Genomic DNA, 22897 nt, shown 5'->3' with positions numbered 1-22897 from the left:
CGTAACCGACAGCCAGACTGCCTTGGGTGAGTGGCACGGAAGCTGACGAAGGAACGGGAGTAAATCAGGCGGCGGAACGCATGGCGGCGCGTCTGGCTTTGGCCCAGGCTGCGGGCGTGAGGGATTTCAGGTCGGAGGTCTTCGCCTTGGGCAGGCGCTCAAAGAGGTCGCGGAGATATTCGTCAGGGTTGATCCCATGACGCCGGCAACTGCCGAGCACCGAGTAGATCACCGCGCTGCGCTGCCCGGCTTCAGGATGGCCCACGAACAAAAAGTTTTTCTTCCCGATCGCCGTGGGACGAATGGCGTTCTCACAAAGGTTGTTGTCGATCTCCAGCCGGCCGTCGTCCACGTAGCGGGTCAGCGCTTCCCACCGGGCGAGCGTGTAATCAATGGCCTGCCCCAACAGGCTCTTGGGCAGCACGCGCCGGCGCACTACTTCCATCGCCCGGCGCAGTCGCGCGAGAATGGGCCGGCTTTGCCATGCGCGCAGGGCGGCGCGGAGTTGCGGCCCGGCGCTCTGTTCGCGCAGGGGTTTCTCCACGGCGTAGAGTTTGCCGATCTGGCCCACGAGCCACGCCGCCGACCGGCCTTCGCCCAGGGCTTCATGGAAGCCCCGGCGCGCATGCGCCCAGCAGCCAACCAAAATCAACTCCTGGCCCCGCTCGCGGGACAATGATTCGTAGACTCCGTAACCATCGGTCTGGAGCTGGCCTTTGAACGCTTTGAGGAACTCACGCGGCCCTTCGCGCGAGCGGCTGATGTGCCACTCGAACACCACGTCGCCCCTCGGCTGGCTGTAAGTCCACAACCAGCCGGACTGGCTTTTGCCTTTCACGTCCGGATCCAGGTAACGGATCGGGGTTTCGTCGGCTTGCAAATAATCCTGCGCCACCAAGTGGGCTTTCATCTCCCGGTAAATGGGCGAGAGCCAGTCTGCGGCCACTTCCACCCAGCCGCAGAGCGTCTGGCGCGAGAGGTTCACGCCGTGACGTTCGCGGTAAATCTTCTCCTGCCGGTAGAGCGGCAGGTGGTCCTCATACTTGCCCACGATCACCTGCGTGAGCAGGCCCGCGCCGGGCAGACCCTTCTCGATCAAACGCGCGGGCAGCGGCGCGATGACGATGCGCTCGGCGTTCGCATACTTGGGCCGGATGTAGAGGCGCTTGATGAACTTCGCCGGCTTCCAGTCGAGTTCCTCGGTGACTTCCTCGCCCAGCCGGCGCCAGCCGGTGGGCTGTTGCTGCACTTCCGCCGGTTCGAGCACCACGCGCTCGGTTTCCAGATTGGCAGGCAGGGGCTGGCGCGCGGGACGCGGCGTGACTGCGGCGCGGGGCGCAACGGGTTTTTCCACCGCCGCAGCCGGTGCGCTCAACGCCTCAAGCCCCGCCAGCAACAGTTCGAGTTGTTTGGGATCGAGGCTTTCGTTCTTCGTGCCGCCGAAGTAGCGCGCGAGAAAGAGATCGAGCTTTTGCCGGAGCAGTTTGTTCTCGGCCTGAAGCGACTCGGTGAGTGACTTCGCCGTGTCGAGCGCGCCGCGCAACGTGGACACCAGCTCGCGCAGCGCGCTGAGTTCGTTGGTGAGCGTGGCGTCCATCGTGAGTTGCAGAAAGAGACTCACGCGCCGCGAAAATGTTCAAACACCACGAAGATTTTTTCCGCGCTCCGTCTTCAGTCCTCGCGCTGATACCACGGACGCAGTTTCGCGCCGCGCAAATCCACGCCGTCGGTCAGCAGCGCCAGCGCTTGCGGCGTCAAACTGAGCTTGGTGGTTTGCGGCTCGACGTGCCGGGGCCACGAAAAAGTTCCCTGCTCCAAGCGCTTCGTCAGCACCCACAGACCGGTGCCATCCCAGCAGAGGATTTTGAGGCGCGTGCGCCGCCGGTTGCAGAACACGAAGAGCGCGCCGCCCCTGGGATCTTCCCCGAGGCGCTCGGTCACGGCGGCATAGAGGCCGCTGAAGCCTTTGCGCAGGTCGCAGGCTTCCAGCGCGACGAATACTTTCAGGCTGCCGGAAAAGCTCAGCATGACTGCTCCAGCGCGTGAACCAAGGTCGCCGCCAGCGGGACCTGGCCGGCCTCGCGGATTTCCAGCCGCGCGCCGCCGGGCAGCAGCACCGTCAGCACCGTGGTTGGTGTAGACGGCGTCAGCACCGCTTCCAGGAGACGCACCGGAGCCTTTCGTGCCAAACGTTTCGTCCGGCGGCCACGCTGCACCCAAATGGCGAAGGTGGAATACTTGAGGCCTGTTCGGGTCCACGGTCACGGGCAACTTCGCCGCTGAAGAGGAGGCCAGCGTGGGAACGGAATCAGAACTACTCGGAGTTATCATAGCTCTGATAGCTATGACATTTACGGGAATCCTTGACCAGACGTGCTACGGCTGACGCTTACGTTCCATCGTCTACCCACCCGAAGCAACCTTCGAATAGAATTCCCCCAAACGACGAGCCATGCCGCGAGTCGTAATCGCTGAAAGATCTTGCTTGGCCGCTCTGGACTTTTCCTGAATTGCCAGCTCCAAAATTCCACGGGGGCTCTTGAGAAACTCACGCGTCACCGGGACCACCACTGGCGCGTAGCGGCGCGCAAGGAACCACTGGAACTCAAGCCCCGGAGAAATTATGACCCCCAAGCCCGCGAGCAAATAATCCATTAGGCGAGATGAACCGGCGCCGCGAAGACTATCCAGGGTGACTGAAGTGGGCGTCATTCCGAACACGAGAGGCTCGGACACCGAGAGTCCGAAATCATAACGGCTCAATTCCTCCCAATAGGCTTCTCCAAACACCGGTTTTTCGAAATGAAAATACTGCGACTGCTGGTGAAGCCGCCAGTACGCCTGTATTTCCGGGTCCGTCTTGCGTTGCATGGGATTCACGTACATGTGAACATGAATTCCGTCGGCACAAAGTGCATGAATAGTGCGCAAAATGCTGCTGTCTCCCTTCCCTACCCAACCGACGGAAACGACATGAATCTCTTCGTCTTGCCGCGCCGTGCTCAGACGCGGAGGAACTTCCGGCAATACATCCATGAAGAGCATATTGTGTCGTGGAAGCGGGTAACCGTACAATTCATGCAGGTATTTTACCCTGAGATCACGGTGCGTCATTCCGTCGGTAGCTCTAATCGCATCGCGTTCACACCGTTCCCAGACGCGTGGCAGTGTTTCAAGAGCATGCGATTTACAAGTATCATTCAGGTCCAGGATCAAAGGGCGTATCTTCGCCATGCACAGCAGATACGCTTGCGCCCCGTCGGGAGCAAAGACCTGGATCAGTGGACCTCGGAACAACCAACTGAGCATCAACAATTGCAACATGTCTCCGACTCGGGCGTGAAATTGAAAATACTTGTCCGCGTCGAAGTTCAGGTTCTCGGTGTGAATCAAAAGCGGGTCCCAACCAGCGAGCCGTGCCGCTTCTGCAAACTTTGCCTCGCGTGTATGGGGGCGTAAGGAAAGAAACAAGACGGACCTCGCGAGCCGTTGATCCGGAATCGAATTCAACGCTTCCATCACGGCGCGATATCGAAAGCTCAATGCTTGCGCGAGGCGACGCTTGGCGGAAGGCGACAGGCGCAAAGTTGCCGCAATACATCGCAATGCCCAACCCGCCAGGGCCTTCACCGGTCTTCGGCACATTTTTGGCAGGGTCCAGACTAATCTTTCGTACATAGGGATGAAACAACCACCGCAATCAACACAGGCAATTTCCGCGAGGCATTCAAAACTATCTTGTGAAAATCATATTGGTGGCCGGCAGAATCTCTTCCTTGGTGCGATCGTCGCGCGAAAGCCAGTTGCATCGTTCAGAGGCCAGTTGAAAGCCCTTGCTGGCAAGATTTTCAGGAATGGCCATATCCCGGTTCGATTTCTTGTTGAGCTCAATCAGGATGGTGCGAAGCCGCTTTTGATCCAACAGCGTCTGCCCGCCTTGAATGATCCAGGGCTCAAGCCCATCCACATCAATTTTCAGATGCGTTGGCGCTTCCAGCTTGTGGTGGATCAGGAGGTCGTCCAACGAAATTCCCCATACCATTTGTCGAAGGGATGATTTCTCCGAAGTATTTTTCATTACGGCTTTGATACTTTCCGGCAAATCTTTCTCCTTCGCCAAATCCGAATCCGGCGTGTCGAATAAATTATAGGCTCCACCCTTGGTAACGTAACGCACGCGCAAGTTTCCCAATCCGGTCTTCTCGGAAATCGCGAGACAGGCGGGCTGGCAATTCTCACCGACTTGATTCAGCGCAATGTTTTCGACCAGCAACGCAAAATTTTGTGATTCCGGCTCGAAGGCATACACGCGACATTTTCTGAACCGGGCGGCATAGACTGAGTAAAGGCCCACATTGGCGCCTACGTCCCAAAGACAATCGTCCTGGTTGATCGAGTCCAGCCAGCGAACGGTTTCCGGTTCCTCGGTGTGAAAGGTTTTTGCCCGCCACAGCAACCGTCCATGCCCGCACTTGCAAAGCAGGTCCCCATGCTGCGTCTTGATGGTGGCCACCGGCTGAATGGCTTGAATCAGCTCGGTGTTGAATGAATTAGGGTGGTTCAGCCTGAAGAGCGTCACGATCGCCTTTGATAACTTTCGGCTCCAATACTGGCGATAAGAGCGCGAGACGTCGGAACCTATCGCTCCCGAATCAACAGATGTACTCATAGTTGCGATGATTTCATGATTGACCAACGCCCGCGGGTGCGGTTGAGGAGACAACCGAAGCCGTTTGGTTCACGGAAATGGAAATTGAATATCTCGTCTCAGGATAAAACGGATTCTCGTGAAGGCGGACGCTCCAGCTTTCGGGAAGCAGAACTGCGCACGCAGTGTTATTCACATGATAAAGTCTGCTCCAGATGCTCCTCGGAAGACCATCGAGAATGCCGGCAAACACTGGCCAGTTCACCGTCATCTGATCTCCCAACGCATAATCGTGCCAGACGATCGCAGATTCCCCGGCGCAAACACTCAAGACATTCTTCGTATCGTGCTTGACCATTTCATAGGCGTGGTCGCCATCGACAAAAACCAGATTGCGCGGTGGGGGCGGGAGTTTGGAAAAGTCATATTCCCTTGAGTCCGCGTAGATCACGGAAAGATGCTCGACCTCATTTTCATATAGCAGATTCGTATCGACCACTCCTTTGGGATAGCCCCGCTTGATCATGTCGTCCTTCGAAAGGGAAAGGCTGATGGCGGATTCTACAAAGCCGTTCAGATTTGCCAAAAGCTCCCCCCGCAAGGACCCGATTTCAAGAAAATGGCACGGTTTCAAACGACGGGCCAAACCCTGGATCAGCGCGTGTTCGATCGGTGACGTGCTCCAGGGCGCAAAGGTGTAATGAGAAAGTGTGCAAGGGCCGGGTCCAAGCCATTCATCGCAACGTATGGTCGGCAGCGTATCCCGTCCATAGTCCCGGGCTAGTTGCCTCCGTCGCGAACCGACGCGGAGGTGGCGAATGAGCCGATAGCAGGCCACCCCCGTCTTGCCCGCCGCGGACCCTTGTAGCCGCGATTCGAGATAGCGGATGAATCGATAACCTGGACTGCTCTTGCTCATGATAATTTGTTAGTAAGACCTGCCGATCGAATCCAGAAAGCACTCACCGCGGTGCGGAAATCGACAGAGTTCATTAGTGTTGCGTAAAACTCGTTGCCTGTTCTATACCGGACAATCGTTCAGTGCTGCGACGCTGACGTGCCGAAATGATGTGTTGCACTCTGGAACTTTGATCGCACCACGACAATTGAATTCTCAATTCTTAAGGAACAATGATGGCACGATAAAAGTGCTGAGGCAGATTCGTGGCCGATTCATCTGTGTCCCCGCTAAATGTGGCGAGCGATGCATTGGCCCGCTTGATCCAAGCTTCGATGGTGAAGCCTTGCTGCAAATTCAAGGGATTGCCTACCTGGACCGCGTCACCGCTGCCGTCAGACACAAACCCCTGTCCCCCTCCGGCGCTGAGCGAAGCTTGTGTCGTACTGCTGCGTTTGATCCAGGCATCGATGGTAAAATTTTGAAGCTGCAAACTGGCCGGGTTACCTATTTGCACGGCATCGCCGCTGCCGTCAAAATTAAAAGCCTTCCCAACTTGACCCGGCACATAAGCGGTGTTTCCAAGCAACGTCCCATGATTGGTGCCGTTCGCGTCAAAGGCATTGCCTTCGGCCTGCCACCAACTGACCAGATTGGAAGGAACGGGATCACAGAGTTGACCTTGGATGCAAAACGGCGCGAGGAAGAATACAACACACACACAGAGTGCGCCGTGCTGACAGGTTTTGAGGAGTTTCTTCATTTGCTCATTAATTCATTTCTTGGCATAAAAACAAGCTAAAACCGCAGCTGGGACAGACGACGGCATGAAAGTCCAGTCCAACAAATCCTGCCTCGCCAAAATCGTAATCGGACAGTTTGTCCGCACCAGTCGCCCTGACAATCACTTTGTCGCAGCGCCACACCCGCTTTGTCCGCGCGGACACCTGCCTGGGCCATCTCACGGACGCGCTGCATATGTCGCCGCAAACAGCGGACGAGCTCATGAAAGTCATTCTGGCATACTTGCTCATCGGCAGCTATGCGCTTTTACAGTATCAGTGGCGGAAAGCGCAGGCGGACGTGAAATCGTTTTTACGTGTGTATGAGGCGAACAGCAGGAGGTGACGGCCATCCACGACCTGAGTTGTCAACGCGTGCGGCGATTGCGCTGCCGGCTAGTCAACATTTTCTTTGTGGAAAGTTTCAGTTTGTTGACCGACTGCGTTGGTAGATAGAGGTTGGCGTTTAGCGTTCGCCCCTTCATTCGCGAGACTCTGGCTGAATGATGAGATTTGTTTGAAAAGACAAAAGCCCAGGTTGGGCACAAGAAAGAAACAATGAAACCGCGAGTCTGTAAATCGAAGGTCGGAGCTTTTACGCTTGTTGAACTCCTCGTCGTTATTGCCATTATCGGGATTCTCGCGGCATTGATCATGCCGACCCTTAGCCGGGCGAAGAAGAAGACGAATGAGATCGTCTGTCTGAACAATCTTAAGCAGTTGGGTATTGCCATGACTATGTATCAAGGTGATAACAGCGACAAGCTCCCATACGCTGGAATCAGAATGAAGCTTCCTACGAAGGTTGACTCCCGCCACATGACCTGGGACAGCCTTCTCAACCAATACCTTGGCGGCAAACTAACGGAGGAGCAACTTTGGAATCCAGTTCGCTACATGAATGAATGGAAAGATATACCTGTGCTGAAATGCCCGTCCGACCTTTCACCTCGGCCTGAGGTTCTCCCACCCCCTCTCCCGGTGCATCGTCGGAGTTACTCTATGCCGCGGTACATGGATGCCAGGGGGAAAACCGATGAACCTGGCTCTGTGCCCTGGCCGCCATCGTCGGACAGTCAAACCGGGATTGGTTTAAACTTCTCACCGATCTCGCCGTTTTGGAATAAAGAAGATAACAGTATTGGCGACGGTTCTCCTGCCAACCCACGACCTTCTCATCAAGCGGCCATCAAGGTGAATATAATCATGGCTCCATCGGCAACTAATGAGCTGACAGAACATATCCATGTTAACAACGTGCTTGGGGGCGAAAGACATGACGTCGTAAACGCTGCGGACCAAATGGCCTCGGGGGCAGCACCGGTTTATTCACCTCCCTATTTCTACGCCCCCGGCCGAAAAATTTCATAACGGCAAGTTCAATTACCTGTTTGTCGATAGTCATGTGGAACTCCTCAAGCCCAGCAAGACCACACCCGATCTCGGCCTGCGGAGGGGCATGTGGTCTATAAAGACGGGGGATTAGGTAGCGTCGACCGACTTCGCGAGGCGTCGATGTCCAGTTGGAGTAAGTGCGGCCCGGCATTCACCTAATCCCACAAGCACTCGACTCGCGCCGCTTGTCCCGGTAAAAGAACCTCATGGTATCCGCCATCATCGTTGCCGCGGGCAAGGGCGTCCGCATGGGGTCGAGCACGGACAAACTGTTTCTGGAAGTGGCCGGGCGTCCCGTCGTGGTTCACACCTGGCTATGTTTTGCCGAAGCGAAGTGCATTGATGAAATCGTTCTGGTCGTCCGCGAGGGAATGCAATCAACATTCGCGGGTTTGGCGGCAAAATTTGGTTTGGCAAAACCATACAAGTTCGTTGTCGGAGGCGCGGAACGACAGGACTCGGTCTGGAACGGGTTGCAGGCATTGTCCGCAGCAACGGAAATCGTCGCCATTCAGGATGCGGCGCGTCCCTGTACCGACGAAGCAGTCATCGAAGCGACCATCAAGGCGGCCCGTGAAACCGGTGCCGCGGTGGCGGCCCAACCCGTGACGGACACGATCAAGGAATCCGATGATGGCCGGTCGGTGACGCGCACGCTGGATCGTGCGCGCCTCTGGGCGGTGCAGACGCCGCAGACGTTTCGCGTGGACGTAATCCGTCGGGCGTTGTCGGCCGTGAGGGAAAGAGAATTACGGGTGACAGACGACACCGCGGCGTGTGAGTTGATTGGCCAGCCGGTGAGACTTGTTACCAGTCCGCGTCCCAATCCCAAAGTGACTGTGCCGGAGGATTTGCCCTACATTGAGCTGCTGTTGAAGCGTTCCCACTGACGGCTTCCCAAATCTTCCCGCCCAGAAGCGCAGACCATCCTTGCCAATCGGGGGTTGTGGATTTATGGTCTGCCAGCGGTGAATTCTAACTGATATGAAAAGACGCATTTTATACGGGATGCTGGTCGTTGCGCTCGGCCTGAATCTTCTGGTGGGCGCGCGCATTTATTTTTATTCCGCGCAGGCGGCCGAAAAGGATGTGGCCTATCCGAGCCTGGAGCTTTTTTCCTATGTGATGGAAAAAGTGCGCAAGGACTATGTCGATGGCGGCAAGATCACGTACCAGGACCTGGTTTATGGCGCGTTGAAGGGAATGATCAACACCCTGGATCCGCACAGCGAATTCATGGATCCGGAAAAATACAAGGAGTTGCAGAACGACACGCAAGGCGCGTTCGGCGGCCTGGGCATCGTAATTTCCATGAAGGACAATTTCGTCACCGTCGTCGCGCCCATGGAGGACACGCCCGGTTACAAAGCTGGCATTCTGACCGGCGACCGCATCATCAAGATCGACGGCAAGAGCGCGGAAAAAATGAGTTTGCAGGACGCGGTTAAAACTCTGCGCGGCGAGCCGGACACCCAGGTCACTGTCACAATTCTGCGGCCCTCTTCCGGCTTGGTGAAAGAACTGAAGCTCACGCGGGCGATCATCAAGGTGGACATGGTCAAGGACATCAATGGCAAACGCGACTTCCCCATCGGCGAAAACAAGGTCGGCTATGTCCGCCTGGTCCAGTTCGGGGAAAAAACCGCGGATGATCTCGAAGTCGCCTTGAAAAAACTCCAGTCGCAAGGCATGGAATCTTTGATGCTGGATTTGCGGGGCAATCCCGGCGGCCTGCTGGACCAGGCTGTGGCCGTGTGTGAGAAATTCCTGCCGCGCGGTGAACTCGTGGTGACGACCGAAGGGCGCAATGCCGCCCAGACCTCCAAGCGCCACGCCTCCGGCAAAGGTGATGAGCTCCACAACATGCCAATGGTGATCCTGGTCAATTATGGCAGCGCCAGCGCCTCGGAAATCGTCGCCGGGTGTTTGCAGGATTTGAAACGCGCCGTGGTGCTGGGCGAAAAAACTTTCGGCAAAGGCTCGGTGCAAAGCATTCTGCCGCTGCAGGACGGTTCGGCGTTGCGCCTGACCACCGCAAAATATTACACGCCCGCCCACAAAGTCATTCACGAGCAAGGCATCACACCGGATATCATTGTGCCGATGTCTGATGACGAGGAGCGCGATGCCTCCCTCAAGCGTTCGCCAGGCGGCTTGGAATTTTTGGACGAAAAAGACCGTGAACGGGTCAAGAACGCCCGCGACATTCAGTTTGATCGCGCGATGGATTTGCTCAAGGGCATCACGCTTTACACCCACCGCGCTTCCATCGGGAATGAAGTGACGCAGAAAGCCGCGGAAAAAATCGCGGGCAAGTAGATTTCGAAATCCGGATTCTTCCAGAGCGACTGGGCATTTCCAGTTCGTCAGTCTATATTCATCATTCACTGCCGCCATGACCTTGCTTGCCGTCGAAACTTCCTGCGATGAAACCAGCGTGGCGGTTGTGCGAGATGGGCGGGCTTTGTCCAATCTGGTTTCGTCGCAAATTCAGCTTCACACGGAATACGGCGGGGTCGTGCCGGAGCTGGCCGCGCGCGAACATCTCCGCAATTTGATGCCTGTCAGCCAGGCCGCGTTGCGCGCTGCGCACCTGCTGCCGCATCAACTCGAAGCAGTCGCCGCCACGCAGGGCCCCGGTCTTCCCAGCGCGTTGTTGATTGGGTTCAAGGCGGCGCAAGCGCTGGCCTTCGCGCTGCGTAAACCGTTTCTCGGCATTCACCATCACGAGGCGCATCTGTACTCGCCCTGGATCACTGGTGATCCGCCCACGGCTGACTTTGTATCGTTTCAACCCAATGTTGCGCTCATTGTCAGTGGCGGTCACACGATGCTGGTCCACGTCGAGTCTGAGTTGCAGCATCGGTTGTTGGGTTCGACGATGGACGATGCCGCCGGGGAATGTTTTGACAAAGTTGGCAAGCTCATCGGTCTGCCTTACCCCGGCGGGCCGGAGATCGACCGGTTGGCCGGGCAGGGAAATCCCAAGGTGTTTTTCTTTCCGCGGCCAATGATGAATGACCCGAACGATGACTTCAGTTTCAGCGGATTGAAAACGTCGGTGCGCTATTTCCTGCGCGATCATCCGGAGGTCCTGAAGGACGGACAACGCCTGCGCGACCTTTGCGCCAGTGTTCAAGCCGCCATCGTGGAAGTGCTCGTCACAAAGACCATCGCCGCCGCGCGGCGGCTTGGTGTCGGTTGCGTCACTGCGTCGGGTGGTGTGACGTGCAATCGCGCATTGCGCTTGACGCGGACATTTCTCCCGGCTGGGTGCTCGCATGAAGGCTGGAAGCAGGGTTATTTTCGAAAAACTCAATCCGCAGCGGTCGCTGCCTGACACGAGCACTGTCCAGTTGAGTGTTGGAGGGCGTTCTGAGTTCGCCGTTGCGAGTGCGTTGCACGAGTGAACCAGATGGACGGACGTGGGAGTCGGTCGGCAGGTCCGAGGGGGTTCGACGCGCTCTGGTTTCAAGATCAATGTGGCACGCGTAACTTGACTCATTCCATTCCGATAGGTGAATGAATTTTCTCATGTTGTGGTGCAGAACTGTAGTTCCGCTCCATCGGTCGATGGGTTCATTGGCTGCGCGTGGTGCGGTTTTTTCAGGAGATTGTCTTGGGGTGTGTTTCCTTGGATGGCAGATATCGGAATGCGGCTGGCCGGCCGGTCATCCGGGCAAGTCGGACTTCGCGCGGCTCGGAAAGGAGATCCGCAATGGTCTGGAGTAATTTGGGCAGGTCCAGCGGCTTTTCCATCAATGCGCCGGCACCCGAGGCGAGCGCCGGGAAAAGCTGGTTAGTGCGGGCGGTGATAATTATGATGGGAATCCAGGGATTGTCCGAGGTCAACCGTTCGAATGTGTCCCAGCCGTCGCGAACCGGCATATTCAAGTCGAGCAACGCGAGATCGATCTCCGTCGCCGCCGCGATCTTCAAGGCTTCGCCTCCGTCAGCCGCAGGAAGCACCAGATAGTCCTCTGCCCTCAGAACGCGGGAAAGCATTTCCCGGACGGACGGGTCGTCATCCACCAGCAGGATCTTCTCTTTCATAACGGAGCCACGGCATCAAGTGAAACGCAGGCGACGCTTAAAACCGCGTCACCTGTGGCTGCCAGGAGCAGCAGCCACAGGCGCGGTTTCACAACCGTCCAGGTTCGGGTTGCCTGTCCGGTTTTTGTTTCGCCAGCGGGACTGTGCTTCTTCAGGCGAGTGTTCCGTCCCCCTTCCTCCATAGAAGAACTGATTCGTTCTCCTTGCTTCAGTCTCACCACCGGCAAAGGCTTGTCTGGTCGCGGCCGGCTCGACGGGTTCGCACTTCTCACGCCGGCGCAAAAGCTCCTGAACGCGGGCCACCCACCGGCTGTCGAAAAGTAAACCGACCGGAAACGCGGCGGCAAAACGCACGATTGTGAAAACATATTGGAGCATGACTCAATTTTCATGGTGTTGGCTGACGAACATCGATCAGAACTTAGCTGGACTCGTGCCATCGCTCGGCCAAACCCCCGCCGGGGTCTTTTGCAACGAGTTACGTCACTCAATGCAGTTGCAGCACAGCGTTGATGGATAACCTGCCATACAGGCCTGGCAATTGGCTTACCACTTCATGAACCGGCGCACCTATTTTCGTGTGGGGACTTTTGCGCTGGCGATCGTCCTGGTCGCGCTGCTGATGGGCTGGGCGGCCCACACGACCTGGCGGCAGGTCCAGCTCCTGCGTGAGCGGCTGACCCGGGTGCAGATTGAAAGCTTCCAGATCGCCGACCAATTCCGCGCCAGCCTGAATGAACTGGATTATCGGCTGTTGCGTTATGAAATTCACCGCGACTCGGCTGACCGCGACCAATTCCTGCAGGAATGGAAGAAACTGGACACGTGGATCGACGTCCAACGACCCAACTTGACTTCAACGAGCGAAGGAGAAATTCTCGACCAGATCAATGCCGCCTATGACTATTACTTTTCCGCGGCGACCAATTTGATGCATACCATCGAAACCAAATCCTCGCTCGCGGAGTCCCCTCTGGCGGGTTTTGAGAATGTTGAAGGCAAGTCGCAACGGCTCATCGAACTGGTTTACCAGTTGGCCAACGCGCATGGCGAATCCCTCAACCGCTTCCTCGCCGACTCCCAAAAATCTCTGGCCTACCTGCGGAGTCTGATTTTCAGCGCGTTGTTTCTGCTGCTGCTGCTCGGCGCCTGGCTGGCGACCGTGGTTTACCGGGAAATGATCACCCCGCTCCGCCTCAAGCTGGTGGAAAGCCGCACCATCATAGAGCGCCAGGAAAAGCTCGCGTCGCTGGGGATGTTGGCCGCCGGTGTGGCGCATGAAATCCGCAACCCGCTGACCGCCATCAAAGCCTGCCTCTTCATGCAGCAGAAACAGTTCAAACCCGGCACACCGCAATTTGCAGACGCCGAGCTGATCAGCAAGGAAATCGGGCGACTGGAACGCATCGTCAAAGATTTTCTCCGGTTCGCGCGGCCCTCCGATCCGCAACTGGTGACGCTCGCGGCGGACGAATTGTTGCGCGAAGTTCAGGCCCTCTTGTCGCCTGAACTGGCCAAAGCGAACATTCGCCTGGCCCTGGAGAACTCAGCGTCTGCGCAAGTCCGGGTCGATCCACAGCAAATCAAACAGGTCTTGATCAATCTGGTGCAAAACGCCGCCGACAGTGTCGGCCATAACGGCGGCGTGACCTTGCGGACGCGCTGCGACACCAAGCGACTTGGGGATCGGACGATCGACGCGGTCATCCTTGAAGTGGCTGACACCGGCAAGGGCATTCCTCCCGAAGTGGAGAAACGCCTCTTCGATCCCTTCTTCACCACCAAGGAGGGCGGCACTGGTCTGGGGCTGCCCATTGCCTCCCGCATTGTCGAAAAGCACGGGGGCGCGCTCCAATACCAGACCCAGTTGAACCGCGGAACAACCTTCGGCGTCGTCCTGCCCCGCTACCACGAGTGAACACACCCGCCAAAATCCTGCTCATCGAAGACGACCCCGGTCTTGCCGCCATGCTGCAGCGGGTGCTGGCCGACGAAGGTCATGCAGTGGTTCTGGAATCACGGGGCGACACTGGCCTGGCCGGCGCCGGCCCGGGCACTTTCGAGGTTGTGATCACCGATTTGAAACTGCCCGGACTGGATGGCTTGGAGTTGGTCCGCAAGTTGCACGAAGCGCAACCGCGACTGCCCATCATCTTGATGACGGCGCACGGCACCACCCAAACCGCCATTGAAGCCACCAAGTCCGGCGCGTACGACTACCTGCTCAAACCGTTTGAGATGACGGAATTGCTCGAGTTGGTGGAAAAAGCCGTTGCCAGCAGCCGGCTCATGTCCGCGCCGGTGGAGTTGGGCACTGGCAACCTCACTGGCGATGCCCTCGTCGGCAACAGCCGCGCCATGCAAGGTATTTACAAGGAAATCGGCCGGCTGGCGACCAAGCCCGTGAACGTAATCATTCGCGGCGAAACCGGTACCGGCAAGGAACTGATTGCCCGCGCCATTTACCAACACAGTGATCGCGCCAACGCACCCTTCATCGCCATCAATTGTGCCGCGATTCCCGAAACGCTGCTGGAGAGCGAATTGTTCGGCCACGAGCGCGGCGCCTTCACCGGTGCCGACGCCCGGCGGATCGGCCGGTTTGAACAGGCAGACCACGGCACGATCTTCCTCGATGAAATCGGTGACTTGAGTCTGAGCACCCAGGTGAAATTCCTGCGCGTGTTGCAGGAGAAATGCCTGCAACGACTCAGCGGCCGCGAAACCATTCCCGTGGATGTCCGCGTGATTGCCGCGACGCACCGCGACCTCGAAAGCGCGATCCAGCAAAAGCAATTTCGCGAAGACCTTTACTATCGACTCAATGTCGCGAGTCTCTTTCTGCCGCCGTTGCGCGAGCGCAAGGAGGATATTCCCGACCTCGTCAAATATTTTCTCCACAAGTATGGCGCCGAGCTGGGCGTGGCGTCGCCCTCGATACACCCTGACGCGCTCCAATTCCTCCAATTGCAGGCCTGGCCGGGAAACGTGCGTGAACTGGAAAATGTGGTGCGCAAGGTCCTGTTGCTGGCGCGGGACTACACGATCGATCTCAATCATGTGCGGACCGCAATATCCCGGATTGAAAGCCTGGGCCACGTGACGGAGCTGTCCCTGCGCGAGTACGCCGCCGAATTACTGGCGGCGGCTGAGCGCGGTGAATCGTCCGATGCTCACGCCGATTTATTGAAAGCCGCCGAGCACGAGATTTTCAGTCAAGCCATCCAACTGGCCCGTGGCAATCAAGCCCGGGCAGCGCGCTGGCTGGGCGTTTCCCGCCTCACCGTCCGCGAGAAGCTTATCCAATTCGGCCTTCATCCAAATCAGGAAAACCGGCAATCGTGAACCGCGTTCGCAGGCGCAATGCCGGTTCGCGAGCAACGCTGGAGCTTAAGTCGTTAAGAGGATTGCTCAAAGAATCTTCTCCAAATTTGCCGGCGATGCGTCTAGGCTTGAAAACGTGGCCGTGCGCGACTCCATCTTAAAACTGGCGGCGATCATCGGGGTGCCCATCGTGTTTCTGGGCGTCGTCCAATTCAGCCTAAGGGAAAAGCAGCCAGCCTTTCAAGCCGATGTCAAACCGGTGTTGAGCAAGTACTGCTACGAATGTCATGGCGACAAAAAGAAAAAGGGCGGCCTCTCCTTGCAGGCATTCTCGGACGAAGCCGCGGTTCTGAAAAATCCGAAAGTTTGGGAAACTGTGCTCCACCACGTCCGCACTCATGAAATGCCGCCGGAGAGAAAACCTCAGCCCACCCAGGCACAACGGGATTTAATCGCCCGGTGGATCGAGGCAAAAGTATTCCACTGCGATTGCGATCATCCCGATCCCGGACGCGTCACGCTGCGCCGCCTCAATCGCGTCGAATACAACAACACCATCCGCGACCTGGTCGGCGTCGATTTTCAACCGGCCGATGATTTCCCCGCCGATGACGTGGGTTATGGTTTCGACAATATCGGCGACGTGCTGTCGTTGCCGCCCATTCTGTTGGAGAAATACATGGCGGTGGCGGACAAGATTCTTGGCTCCGCCATCGTAATCAATCCCTCCACCAACGGGCCGGCCATCAAGTTTCCCGCCGGTAAACTGGAATCGACCGCGCCCGGTAGTGAGTATGGGAATGGCGCGCGCATTTTGACCCGCGAAGGGGAGGTGTTCACTCCGTTCCAATTTCCCAAGGACGGCGAATATACGCTGCGCGCGCGGGCCTTTGGGCAGCAAGCCGGACCGGACCCGGCGCGCATGGAGTTCCGTCTCGATGGCAAAGCGGTCAAGGTTTTTGATGTCAAGGCGGTGGAGAACGCACCGGCGATTTATGAAATTCGCGTGCCGATTCAGGCCGGCGAAAAAAAACTCGCCGCCGCTTACATCAACAACTACGTCAACCCCGACGACCCGAATCCCGACAATCGCGACCGCAACCTGATCATCGACTATCTTGAAGTGGTCGGCCCGCCCGGGCCGCCGATGTTGCCGGAAACGCACAAGCGCATTTTCATCCGCCAGCCGACACCGACGACGAAACTGGCCTGCGCCCGCGAGATCATCGGCAATTTTGCCCGACGCGCCTTTCGGCGTCCGGTTTCCACCAACGAGGTGGAGCGACTGGTCAAGTTCGTCGAACTGGCCGACCAGCAGGGCGAGAGTTTTGAAAAAGGAATCAAGCTGGCGCTGCAAGCCGTTTTGGTGTCACCGCACTTTCTGTTTCGTGGCGAACTCCAACCCGAACCGGACAATCCGAAATCCATCCACCTCGTCAATGAATATGCGCTGGCATCGCGGCTCTCTTATTTCCTTTGGAGCACCATGCCAGACGACAAAATCTTCGCACTCGCCGAGCACGGACGGTTGCGGAAGAACCTGGAGTCACAGGTCAAACGGATGTTGAACGATCCCAAGTCCGAAGCGCTGGTGGACAACTTCGCCGGCCAATGGTTGCAAATCCGCAATCTGCAAATGGTCTCGCCCGACCACGGACAATTCCCGGACTTTGACGACGATCTGCGACGCGCGATGGAGAAGGAAACCAAGTCGTTCTTCTCCTACATCATGCGCAAAGACCGCAGCGTGCTCGACTTCCTCGACGCGAATTACACTTTCCTCAACGAACGTCTGGCCCGGCATTACGGCATCGCGGGCGTCAAAGGGGATGAATTTCAGCGCGTCACGTTCGCCGGCAAACAGCGCGGCGGCGTGTTGACGCACGCCGGCATACTGACGATCACTTCGAACCCAACCCGCACCTCGCCAGTCAAACGCGGCAAATGGGTTTTGGAAAACCTGCTCGGCACGCCGCCGCCACCGCCGCCCGGCAACGTGCCGGAATTGAGTGAGGCCAAAGAAGTAGTTCTGTCCGGCACGCTGCGTCAACGCATGGAACAGCATCGCGCCGATCCAAACTGCGCCGGCTGCCACGCGCGCATGGACCCGATTGGTTTTGGCTTCGAAAATTTCGACGCTATCGGCAAGTGGCGCGAAAAGGATGGAAACTTTCCCATCGACGCGTCCGGCGAACTGGTCACCGGTGAATCCTTCAATGGCGTGGCCGAGTTTCGCGACTTGCTCGTGAAAAAGAAAAAGGAGGACTTCATCCGCTGCCTGTCAGAAAAAATGCTGACGTATGCGTTGGGGCGCGGCTTGGAACATTACGACAAGTGCGCCATCGACCAGATTTCAAAGGGACTGGCAAAAAACAATTACAAGTTTTCTGCGCTCGTGCTTGAAGTGGTCAAGAGCACGCCCTTCCAAAAACGTCGCGGCGAGGAACAGCGCACGGCGCAAGCGGGACCATGAACATTTCTGGCGCGCCAGCGTCGTGGACTGCGGCAGTCCTCTGCCGCTTTTGGAAGAAGAACGCCCGACAGAAAGCGCCAGAGGACTGGCGCAGTCCAAAACCTGGCGGCGAATGCATCGGTCCATTGGCGAAGCCGGAGCACGTTGTTGCGTCCACGCGAAAAAATAATTTATGAACAAACATTGCCTCGTTTTTTTGACCACCTTCCTTTGCGCTACCGCTTGCCGCGCCGACGGGCTGTCGGACAATCTGCCGGACAAAGTCCGCCCTGTTCCGCCGCCAGGCGTGGCCATTCCGGAAACTGACCGCGCGGAACTCACGGTAGGTGTGGCCGAACTCGGCAGGGAGATTGATTCGCTCCGCGCGGAATTGTCGAAGCCCGCACTGCTGGAGTTGCTGCCGGACGTTCAGATTTTCCACAACGCCGTCCGTTACGCGCTGGCCTATAACGAATTTTACCGAACGAACCAGACCCAAATCGCCCGCGACTTTCTGAAGCAAGGTCACGAACGCGCCCAGTCGTTGCGCGAGGGCAAGGCGCCCTGGACGACTGCCACCGGCTTGATCGTCCGCGGTTATGTTTCCAAAATCGACGGCTCGGTGCAGCCCTACGGTTTGGTTGTGCCGCCCACCTATCAAGCCGGTTCGGGCCGCGCGCATCGGCTGGATCTCTGGTTTCACGGACGCGGCGAGACGCTGACGGAATTGGATTTCATCAATGGCCGGCAAAGGTCGCCGGGCGAATTCACACCGCCCGATACGTTCGTGCTGCATCTCTATGGACGTTACTGCAACGGGAACAAGTTCGCGGGCGAAGTCGATGTGTTTGAAGCGTTGGACAACGTGCGCAAACATTATCCGATTGACGAAAACCGGCTTGTCGTGCGCGGCTTTTCTCTCGGTGGCGCGGCGTGCTGGCATATCGCCGTTCATTACGCAGGGCTGTGGGCGGCGGCGGCGCCGGGCGCCGGGTTTTCCGAGACGCCGGAGTTCCTGAAGGTCTTTCAAAAGGAAACGCTCGCGCCGACGTGGTACGAGAAAAAACTCTGGCACCTTTACGATTGCACCGATTACGCCGTCAACCTCTTCAACTGTCCCACCGTCGCCTACAGCGGCGAAATCGACAGCCAGAAGCAGGCCGCCGACATCATGGGCAAGGCGCTGGCCGCCGAAGGAATCGAGATGGTCCACATCATCGGGCCGAAAACCGCTCACAGCTATCACCGGGATTCCAAGACGGAAATCAACCGCCGCATCGACAGCATCGCGGGGCGCGGACGCAATCCCGTTCCCGATCACATTCGCTTCACGACCTGGACGCTCCGTTACAACCAGATGAACTGGGTGACGGTGGATGGCCTGGAGCAACATTGGGAACGCGCACGCGTCGATGCCGTGCTTGATGACGACAACAACAGCGTGAAGCTGACGACGAAAAATGTTTCGCCGCTGACGCTGGACTTCGCGCCGGGGCTGTGTCCGCTCGACAACACGCGCCCACCGAGAGTTGAAATTGACGGACGCAAGCTGACAGCGCCACGCGTGCTATCCGATCGCTCATGGACAGCGCATTTCCGGAAGAATGGCAAACGTTGGGAAACCGCGACCTCCTCCGACGATGGAACGTTGCGCAAGCAACACGGTCTCCAAGGCCCGATTGACGACGCGTTCATGGATTCGTTCATCATGGTGCGTCCCACCGGCAAACCGATGAACGAAAAAGTCGGCGCATGGGCGGCGGCGGAAATGGCGCACGCCATCGAACAATGGAAGTTGCAGTTTCGCGGCGAACCCCGCGTGAAGGACGACACCGAGATCACCGATGCCGACATCGCTGCGAGCAACCTGGTGCTCTGGGGCGATCCGGCGAGCAACCAACTGCTGGCCAGAGTGGCGGACAAGCTGCCGATCAAATGGAGCGCGTCGGAACTGCGCGTGGGCACCCGGACTTATGCGCCCGACCATCACGTGCCCGTGCTGATTTATCCCAATCCGCTGAATCCGAAACGTTACGTTGTGCTAAACAGCGGCTTCACGTTCCGCGAATATGATCAGTTGAACAACGCGCGGCAGGTGCCCAAGTTGCCGGACTTTGCCATCGTGGATGTGAACGTGCCGGTTTCCTCCCGCGCACCCGGCGGCATCGCCGACGCCGGTTTCTTCGGCGAACATTGGGAATTGCCGAAGCAGTCCAGGTTATTTCATTCATTTTGACAGTCCACGAAAATTTTGCTTAAACTGGTGCTCGGTTGGTCAATGAGGGAGTGAATTTATTCCGCTCTCAACTCTTATGATACTTTCCAAATCGACTCGCTCTCTTTCGCAAAACCAGTTCAACATTCGCGCGGGTTGCTCGGCGGCCCTTGTCCTTGGGACGATGATCGTTTGTTCGGCTGCATCACAGACCGCACGGGCTGAGTATGCGTTCCAATCGTTTTACGAATTTCCGTCATCGGGGACGGGTCCGAAATATCCTTTTTGTCGGTTGGTACAGGGCAACGATGGTAATTTCTACGGTACGAGCAGGTTTGGCGGATCGAATGGGCTGGGCTGCGTCTTCAAGATCAAAGCTGCTGGTGTAGTGACTCCGTTGGTTTCGTTCAATGGGACAAATGGCAATAATCCCTTTGGTGGATTGATGCTTGCAACCGACGGCATGTTATACGGCACGACGCAACAAGGGGGAACGAACAGTGGAATGTTTGGTGGCAACGGCACAGTGTTTAGGATCACAACAAACGGCGTGTTAACCACGCTGTTTTCTTTCAACGGTACAAACGGCAGCGGGCCCAATGGCCCTCTGGCGCAAGGAAGCGACGAGAGCTTATATGGTACTACGCCGGAGGGAACGAACGGCTTGGGTACAATTTTCAGGATTAGCCTTGGCGGATCGCTGATATGGTCGCTTTCTTTCAACGGAACGAACGGAAGCAACCCTCTTTTCGGCTTGGCTCAAGGAACCGATGGAGATTTCTATGGCACTACAGGATATGGAGGCAGCAATTTTGCTGGCGCATACACCGGCAATGGCACGGTGTTCAAAGTCACGACAAATGGTCTGCTGACTACGCTCGTCTGGTTCAACGGCGCAAATGGCTCAAGGCCCTATGCCGGCTTGGCACTGGGAAGTGATGGCAACTTTTACGGAACGACCCCGACAGGCGGGACGTTTAGCAATGGCACAGTGTTCAAGATGACGCCGGACGGCACCTTGAACACGCTGGCGTCTTTCGACGGAACAAACGGCAAAAGGCCTTTTTCAGGAGTGGCGCAAGGGGCTGATGGCAAATTCTATGGCGTCACTTCGCATGGCACACTAAACACAAATTCGGCTTTTGGGGAAGTTGGCACTATTTACAGCGTGACCACAAACGGCGTGCTGATCGTCGTCGCGCGATTCGATGGCACGAATGCTCAGAATCCATTCGCAGAACTCACGCTAGCGCACGATGGAAATCTTTACGCTGTCACGGGAGATGTAGCGCGTAACCCGTCGCTCGATGGAAACGTCGGCCTTTTTTTCCGATTGGCTCAAGTGCCGCAGATCACTTCCCTCACCCAGTCCAATGGCAACATTGGATTGAGCTGGTCTTCATTCACGAACGGAACGTATCGGGTGGAACATACATCCTCGCTGTCTGCCGCAAACTGGACGCCCCTCCTCCCAGATTTCACGGCGACAAACAACACCAGTTCCTACATAGACAGTCCCGTCGGCGACGCGGAACGTTATTACCGTGTGCGGTTGCTCCCTTGAATCGGGATGTACTGGGCATGGTGGTGGCATCGCTGACGCGGGATTCTGAGTGCCCATTTTCATCCTCCTCGAAATCGTCTCCCACTCCATTCAATCAATCACTGGCCAAGCCCACTGCTCTTTGCTAGGATTTTATTGCCAATGAATTTCTTCGCCAACAAGTGGATCGCGGAGTGGTTGCAAGGTCTGGGGCGCATCACCTTGCTGTGCCAGGAGGCCGTCCATTCGCTGTTTACCCGCAAAGTCATTTGGCGTGACCTGGCCTATCAGCTTCATTTCATCGGCGTGAAATCCCAATCCGTCGTGCTGATCACCGGCGCGTTCACCGGCATGGTGCTGTGCGCACAAACTTATTTTCAATTTCACAAGGTCAGGATGGACACCGCCACGCTGGCGGTCGTGAGTGTTTCGATGGCGAGCGAGCTTGGCCCGGTGCTGACGGCGCTTATGGTGGCGGGACGCGTCGGCGCGGCGATGGCCGCCGAACTGGGCACGATGAAGGTGACGGAGCAGATCGATGCGTTGCGCACGCTGGCCACGCATCCGGTCGATTATCTGGTGGTGCCGCGCTTGTTGTCGGCCATCATTGCGGTGCCGTTGTTGAACGCAGAAGCGATCGCGGTGGGCATCGGGGCGGGTTACATGCTGGGCATTTTTTTGTTGGGCATTGATCCGACCTATTTGTGGCAAAACATGCTGAAGTACACCTCGACAGGCGTGGGCCGCGCAACGACCGAAGCGGTGGTGTATTCCTCGATCACCATTCTGATCTCCAACTTCTTTCTGACGATCTCCCTGAGCGAACTGTTGAGTTACTTATGATTGAGGTCCGCGATCTGAAAAAGAGTTTCGGCCCGCAGCGCGTGCTGGATGGCGTGAGCTTTCGGATTGAAACGGGCGAATCGGTCGTCATCATCGGGCGCAGCGGCTGCGGCAAGAGCATTTTGCTGAAACATTTGATCGGGCTTTTGATTTCGGACGCAGGCGAAGTGCTGGTGGACGGTGAAAACATTGGCCGGATGAATGAACGCCAGTTGCTCCGGGTGCGTCACAAGTTCGGCATGTTGTTTCAAGGCGCGGCGTTGTTCGACTCCTTGACGGTGGCGGAAAATGTCGGGTTCGCCTTGCGCCGGCTGGGGAAATTGACGGAAACGGAGATTGCAAAAAAGGTCGGGGAAGCCCTGGAGATGGTGGAGTTGCCGGGCGTGGAAGAAAAGAAACCGTCGGAGTTGTCCGGCGGCATGCGCAAGCGCGTGGGCCTGGCGCGGGCGATTGTCTATCAACCGGAGATCGTGCTCTATGACGAGCCGACCACCGGGCTGGACCCGATCGTGGCGGACAGCATCGACCAGCTCCTCTTGCGCGTGTGGGAGCGATTGAAGGTGACGACGGTGGTGGTGACGCACGACATGCGTAGCGCGCGGCGGATCGGCCAGCGCATCATGATGTTGCACGACGGAAAAATTTATGTGACCGGGACGCCGGACGAAATTTTTCAATCGCCCGACCCGGTGGTGAACCGTTTCGTCAACGGGATTTCCGATCCGAAAGAACATTATTTTTGAC

General features: G+C 57.2%; 21 protein-coding genes. 13 read left to right on the top strand and 8 right to left on the bottom strand.

Annotation, left to right across the window (positions count from 1 at the left end; translation table 11 throughout):
• Nucleotides 1-64: 64 nt before the first annotated feature.
• The 7 genes from HY298_05265 to HY298_05235 all read right to left on the bottom strand — a co-directional run bounded on the left by HY298_05265 (nt 65) and on the right by HY298_05235 (nt 6309).
• The gene (locus HY298_05265) at nt 65-1555 is read right to left on the bottom strand and encodes an IS66 family transposase (protein ID MBI3849686.1); all 1491 of its coding nucleotides are present in this window, start codon (nt 1553-1555) and stop codon (nt 65-67) included.
• Nucleotides 1556-1671: 116 nt separating this feature from the next.
• A complete protein-coding gene (tnpB, locus tag HY298_05260; protein ID MBI3849685.1) occupies nt 1672-2028 on the bottom strand; it encodes an IS66 family insertion sequence element accessory protein TnpB in 357 nt (118 codons plus the stop codon).
• Nucleotides 2022-2171 (bottom strand): hypothetical protein, encoded by a 150-nt coding sequence (locus HY298_05255; protein MBI3849684.1) that lies wholly within the window; start codon nt 2169-2171, stop codon nt 2022-2024. The genes tnpB and HY298_05255 overlap by 7 nt, the downstream gene beginning before the upstream one ends.
• A 232-nt stretch (nt 2172-2403) precedes the next feature.
• Nucleotides 2404-3678: a hypothetical protein gene (locus HY298_05250; GenBank protein ID MBI3849683.1), complete on the bottom strand. Its 1275-nt coding sequence runs from the start codon at nt 3676-3678 to the stop codon at nt 2404-2406.
• Nucleotides 3679-3733: 55 nt separating this feature from the next.
• Nucleotides 3734-4669 (bottom strand): FkbM family methyltransferase, encoded by a 936-nt coding sequence (locus HY298_05245; GenBank protein ID MBI3849682.1) that lies wholly within the window; start codon nt 4667-4669, stop codon nt 3734-3736.
• A gap of 13 nt (nt 4670-4682) precedes the next feature.
• On the bottom strand, nt 4683-5567 hold the full coding sequence (locus HY298_05240) for a class I SAM-dependent methyltransferase (protein ID MBI3849681.1): 885 nt from the start codon (nt 5565-5567) through the stop codon (nt 4683-4685).
• A 202-nt stretch (nt 5568-5769) separates the two neighbouring features.
• Nucleotides 5770-6309 (bottom strand): hypothetical protein, encoded by a 540-nt coding sequence (locus tag HY298_05235; protein MBI3849680.1) that lies wholly within the window; start codon nt 6307-6309, stop codon nt 5770-5772.
• A 116-nt stretch (nt 6310-6425) separates the two neighbouring features.
• On the opposite strand from HY298_05235, the gene HY298_05230 reads away from it, so the two are divergent.
• From HY298_05230 to tsaD, 6 genes are all read left to right on the top strand, one after another.
• Nucleotides 6426-6674 (top strand): hypothetical protein, encoded by a 249-nt coding sequence (locus tag HY298_05230; GenBank protein MBI3849679.1) that lies wholly within the window; start codon nt 6426-6428, stop codon nt 6672-6674.
• 212 nt (nt 6675-6886) lie between these two features.
• Nucleotides 6887-7699, top strand: coding sequence for a prepilin-type N-terminal cleavage/methylation domain-containing protein (locus HY298_05225; GenBank protein MBI3849678.1), 813 nt, complete (start codon nt 6887-6889; stop codon nt 7697-7699).
• Nucleotides 7620-7814 carry a hypothetical protein gene (locus tag HY298_05220; protein MBI3849677.1) on the top strand — a complete coding sequence of 65 codons (195 nt, stop codon included), beginning with the start codon at nt 7620-7622 and terminating at the stop codon, nt 7812-7814. The genes HY298_05225 and HY298_05220 overlap by 80 nt, the downstream gene beginning before the upstream one ends.
• A 115-nt stretch (nt 7815-7929) precedes the next feature.
• Entirely contained in the window at nt 7930-8613 is a 684-nt protein-coding gene (gene ispD, locus HY298_05215; protein MBI3849676.1) for a 2-C-methyl-D-erythritol 4-phosphate cytidylyltransferase, read from the top strand.
• A gap of 94 nt (nt 8614-8707) precedes the next feature.
• Nucleotides 8708-10042, top strand: a complete 1335-nt coding sequence (locus HY298_05210) for a S41 family peptidase (GenBank protein ID MBI3849675.1) — start codon at nt 8708-8710, stop codon at nt 10040-10042.
• A gap of 76 nt (nt 10043-10118) precedes the next feature.
• Nucleotides 10119-11063 (top strand): tRNA (adenosine(37)-N6)-threonylcarbamoyltransferase complex transferase subunit TsaD, encoded by a 945-nt coding sequence (gene tsaD, locus HY298_05205; protein MBI3849674.1) that lies wholly within the window; start codon nt 10119-10121, stop codon nt 11061-11063.
• Between the two features lie 266 nt (nt 11064-11329).
• Here the strand turns inward: tsaD and HY298_05200 are convergent, their stop codons facing one another.
• Nucleotides 11330-11776 carry a response regulator gene (locus HY298_05200; GenBank protein MBI3849673.1) on the bottom strand — a complete coding sequence of 149 codons (447 nt, stop codon included), beginning with the start codon at nt 11774-11776 and terminating at the stop codon, nt 11330-11332.
• Between the two features lie 556 nt (nt 11777-12332).
• On the opposite strand from HY298_05200, the gene HY298_05195 reads away from it, so the two are divergent.
• The 7 genes from HY298_05195 (at nt 12333) to HY298_05165 (ending at nt 22896) form a co-directional block, all read left to right on the top strand.
• The gene (locus tag HY298_05195) at nt 12333-13694 is read left to right on the top strand and encodes a hypothetical protein (protein MBI3849672.1); all 1362 of its coding nucleotides are present in this window, start codon (nt 12333-12335) and stop codon (nt 13692-13694) included.
• Nucleotides 13695-13744: 50 nt separating this feature from the next.
• Nucleotides 13745-15121 carry a sigma-54-dependent Fis family transcriptional regulator gene (locus HY298_05190; protein ID MBI3849671.1) on the top strand — a complete coding sequence of 459 codons (1377 nt, stop codon included), beginning with the start codon at nt 13745-13747 and terminating at the stop codon, nt 15119-15121.
• A 121-nt stretch (nt 15122-15242) separates the two neighbouring features.
• The gene (locus HY298_05185) at nt 15243-17573 is read left to right on the top strand and encodes a DUF1592 domain-containing protein (GenBank protein MBI3849670.1); all 2331 of its coding nucleotides are present in this window, start codon (nt 15243-15245) and stop codon (nt 17571-17573) included.
• Between the two features lie 172 nt (nt 17574-17745).
• A complete protein-coding gene (locus tag HY298_05180; protein ID MBI3849669.1) occupies nt 17746-19788 on the top strand; it encodes a prolyl oligopeptidase family serine peptidase in 2043 nt (680 codons plus the stop codon).
• A 76-nt stretch (nt 19789-19864) separates the two neighbouring features.
• On the top strand, nt 19865-21331 hold the full coding sequence (locus HY298_05175; protein ID MBI3849668.1) for a hypothetical protein: 1467 nt from the start codon (nt 19865-19867) through the stop codon (nt 21329-21331).
• A gap of 141 nt (nt 21332-21472) precedes the next feature.
• A complete protein-coding gene (locus HY298_05170) occupies nt 21473-22153 on the top strand; it encodes an ABC transporter permease (GenBank protein ID MBI3849667.1) in 681 nt (226 codons plus the stop codon).
• Complete coding sequence (locus HY298_05165) at nt 22150-22896, top strand: ABC transporter ATP-binding protein (GenBank protein ID MBI3849666.1); 747 nt, start codon at nt 22150-22152, stop codon at nt 22894-22896. The genes HY298_05170 and HY298_05165 overlap by 4 nt, the downstream gene beginning before the upstream one ends.
• Nucleotide 22897: the final 1 nt, after the last annotated feature.

Source organism: Verrucomicrobiota bacterium (genome assembly GCA_016200005.1).
Taxonomy (GTDB): domain Bacteria; phylum Verrucomicrobiota; class Verrucomicrobiia; order Limisphaerales; family PALSA-1396; genus PALSA-1396.
This window is presented reverse-complemented; position numbering and strand designations above follow the sequence as displayed.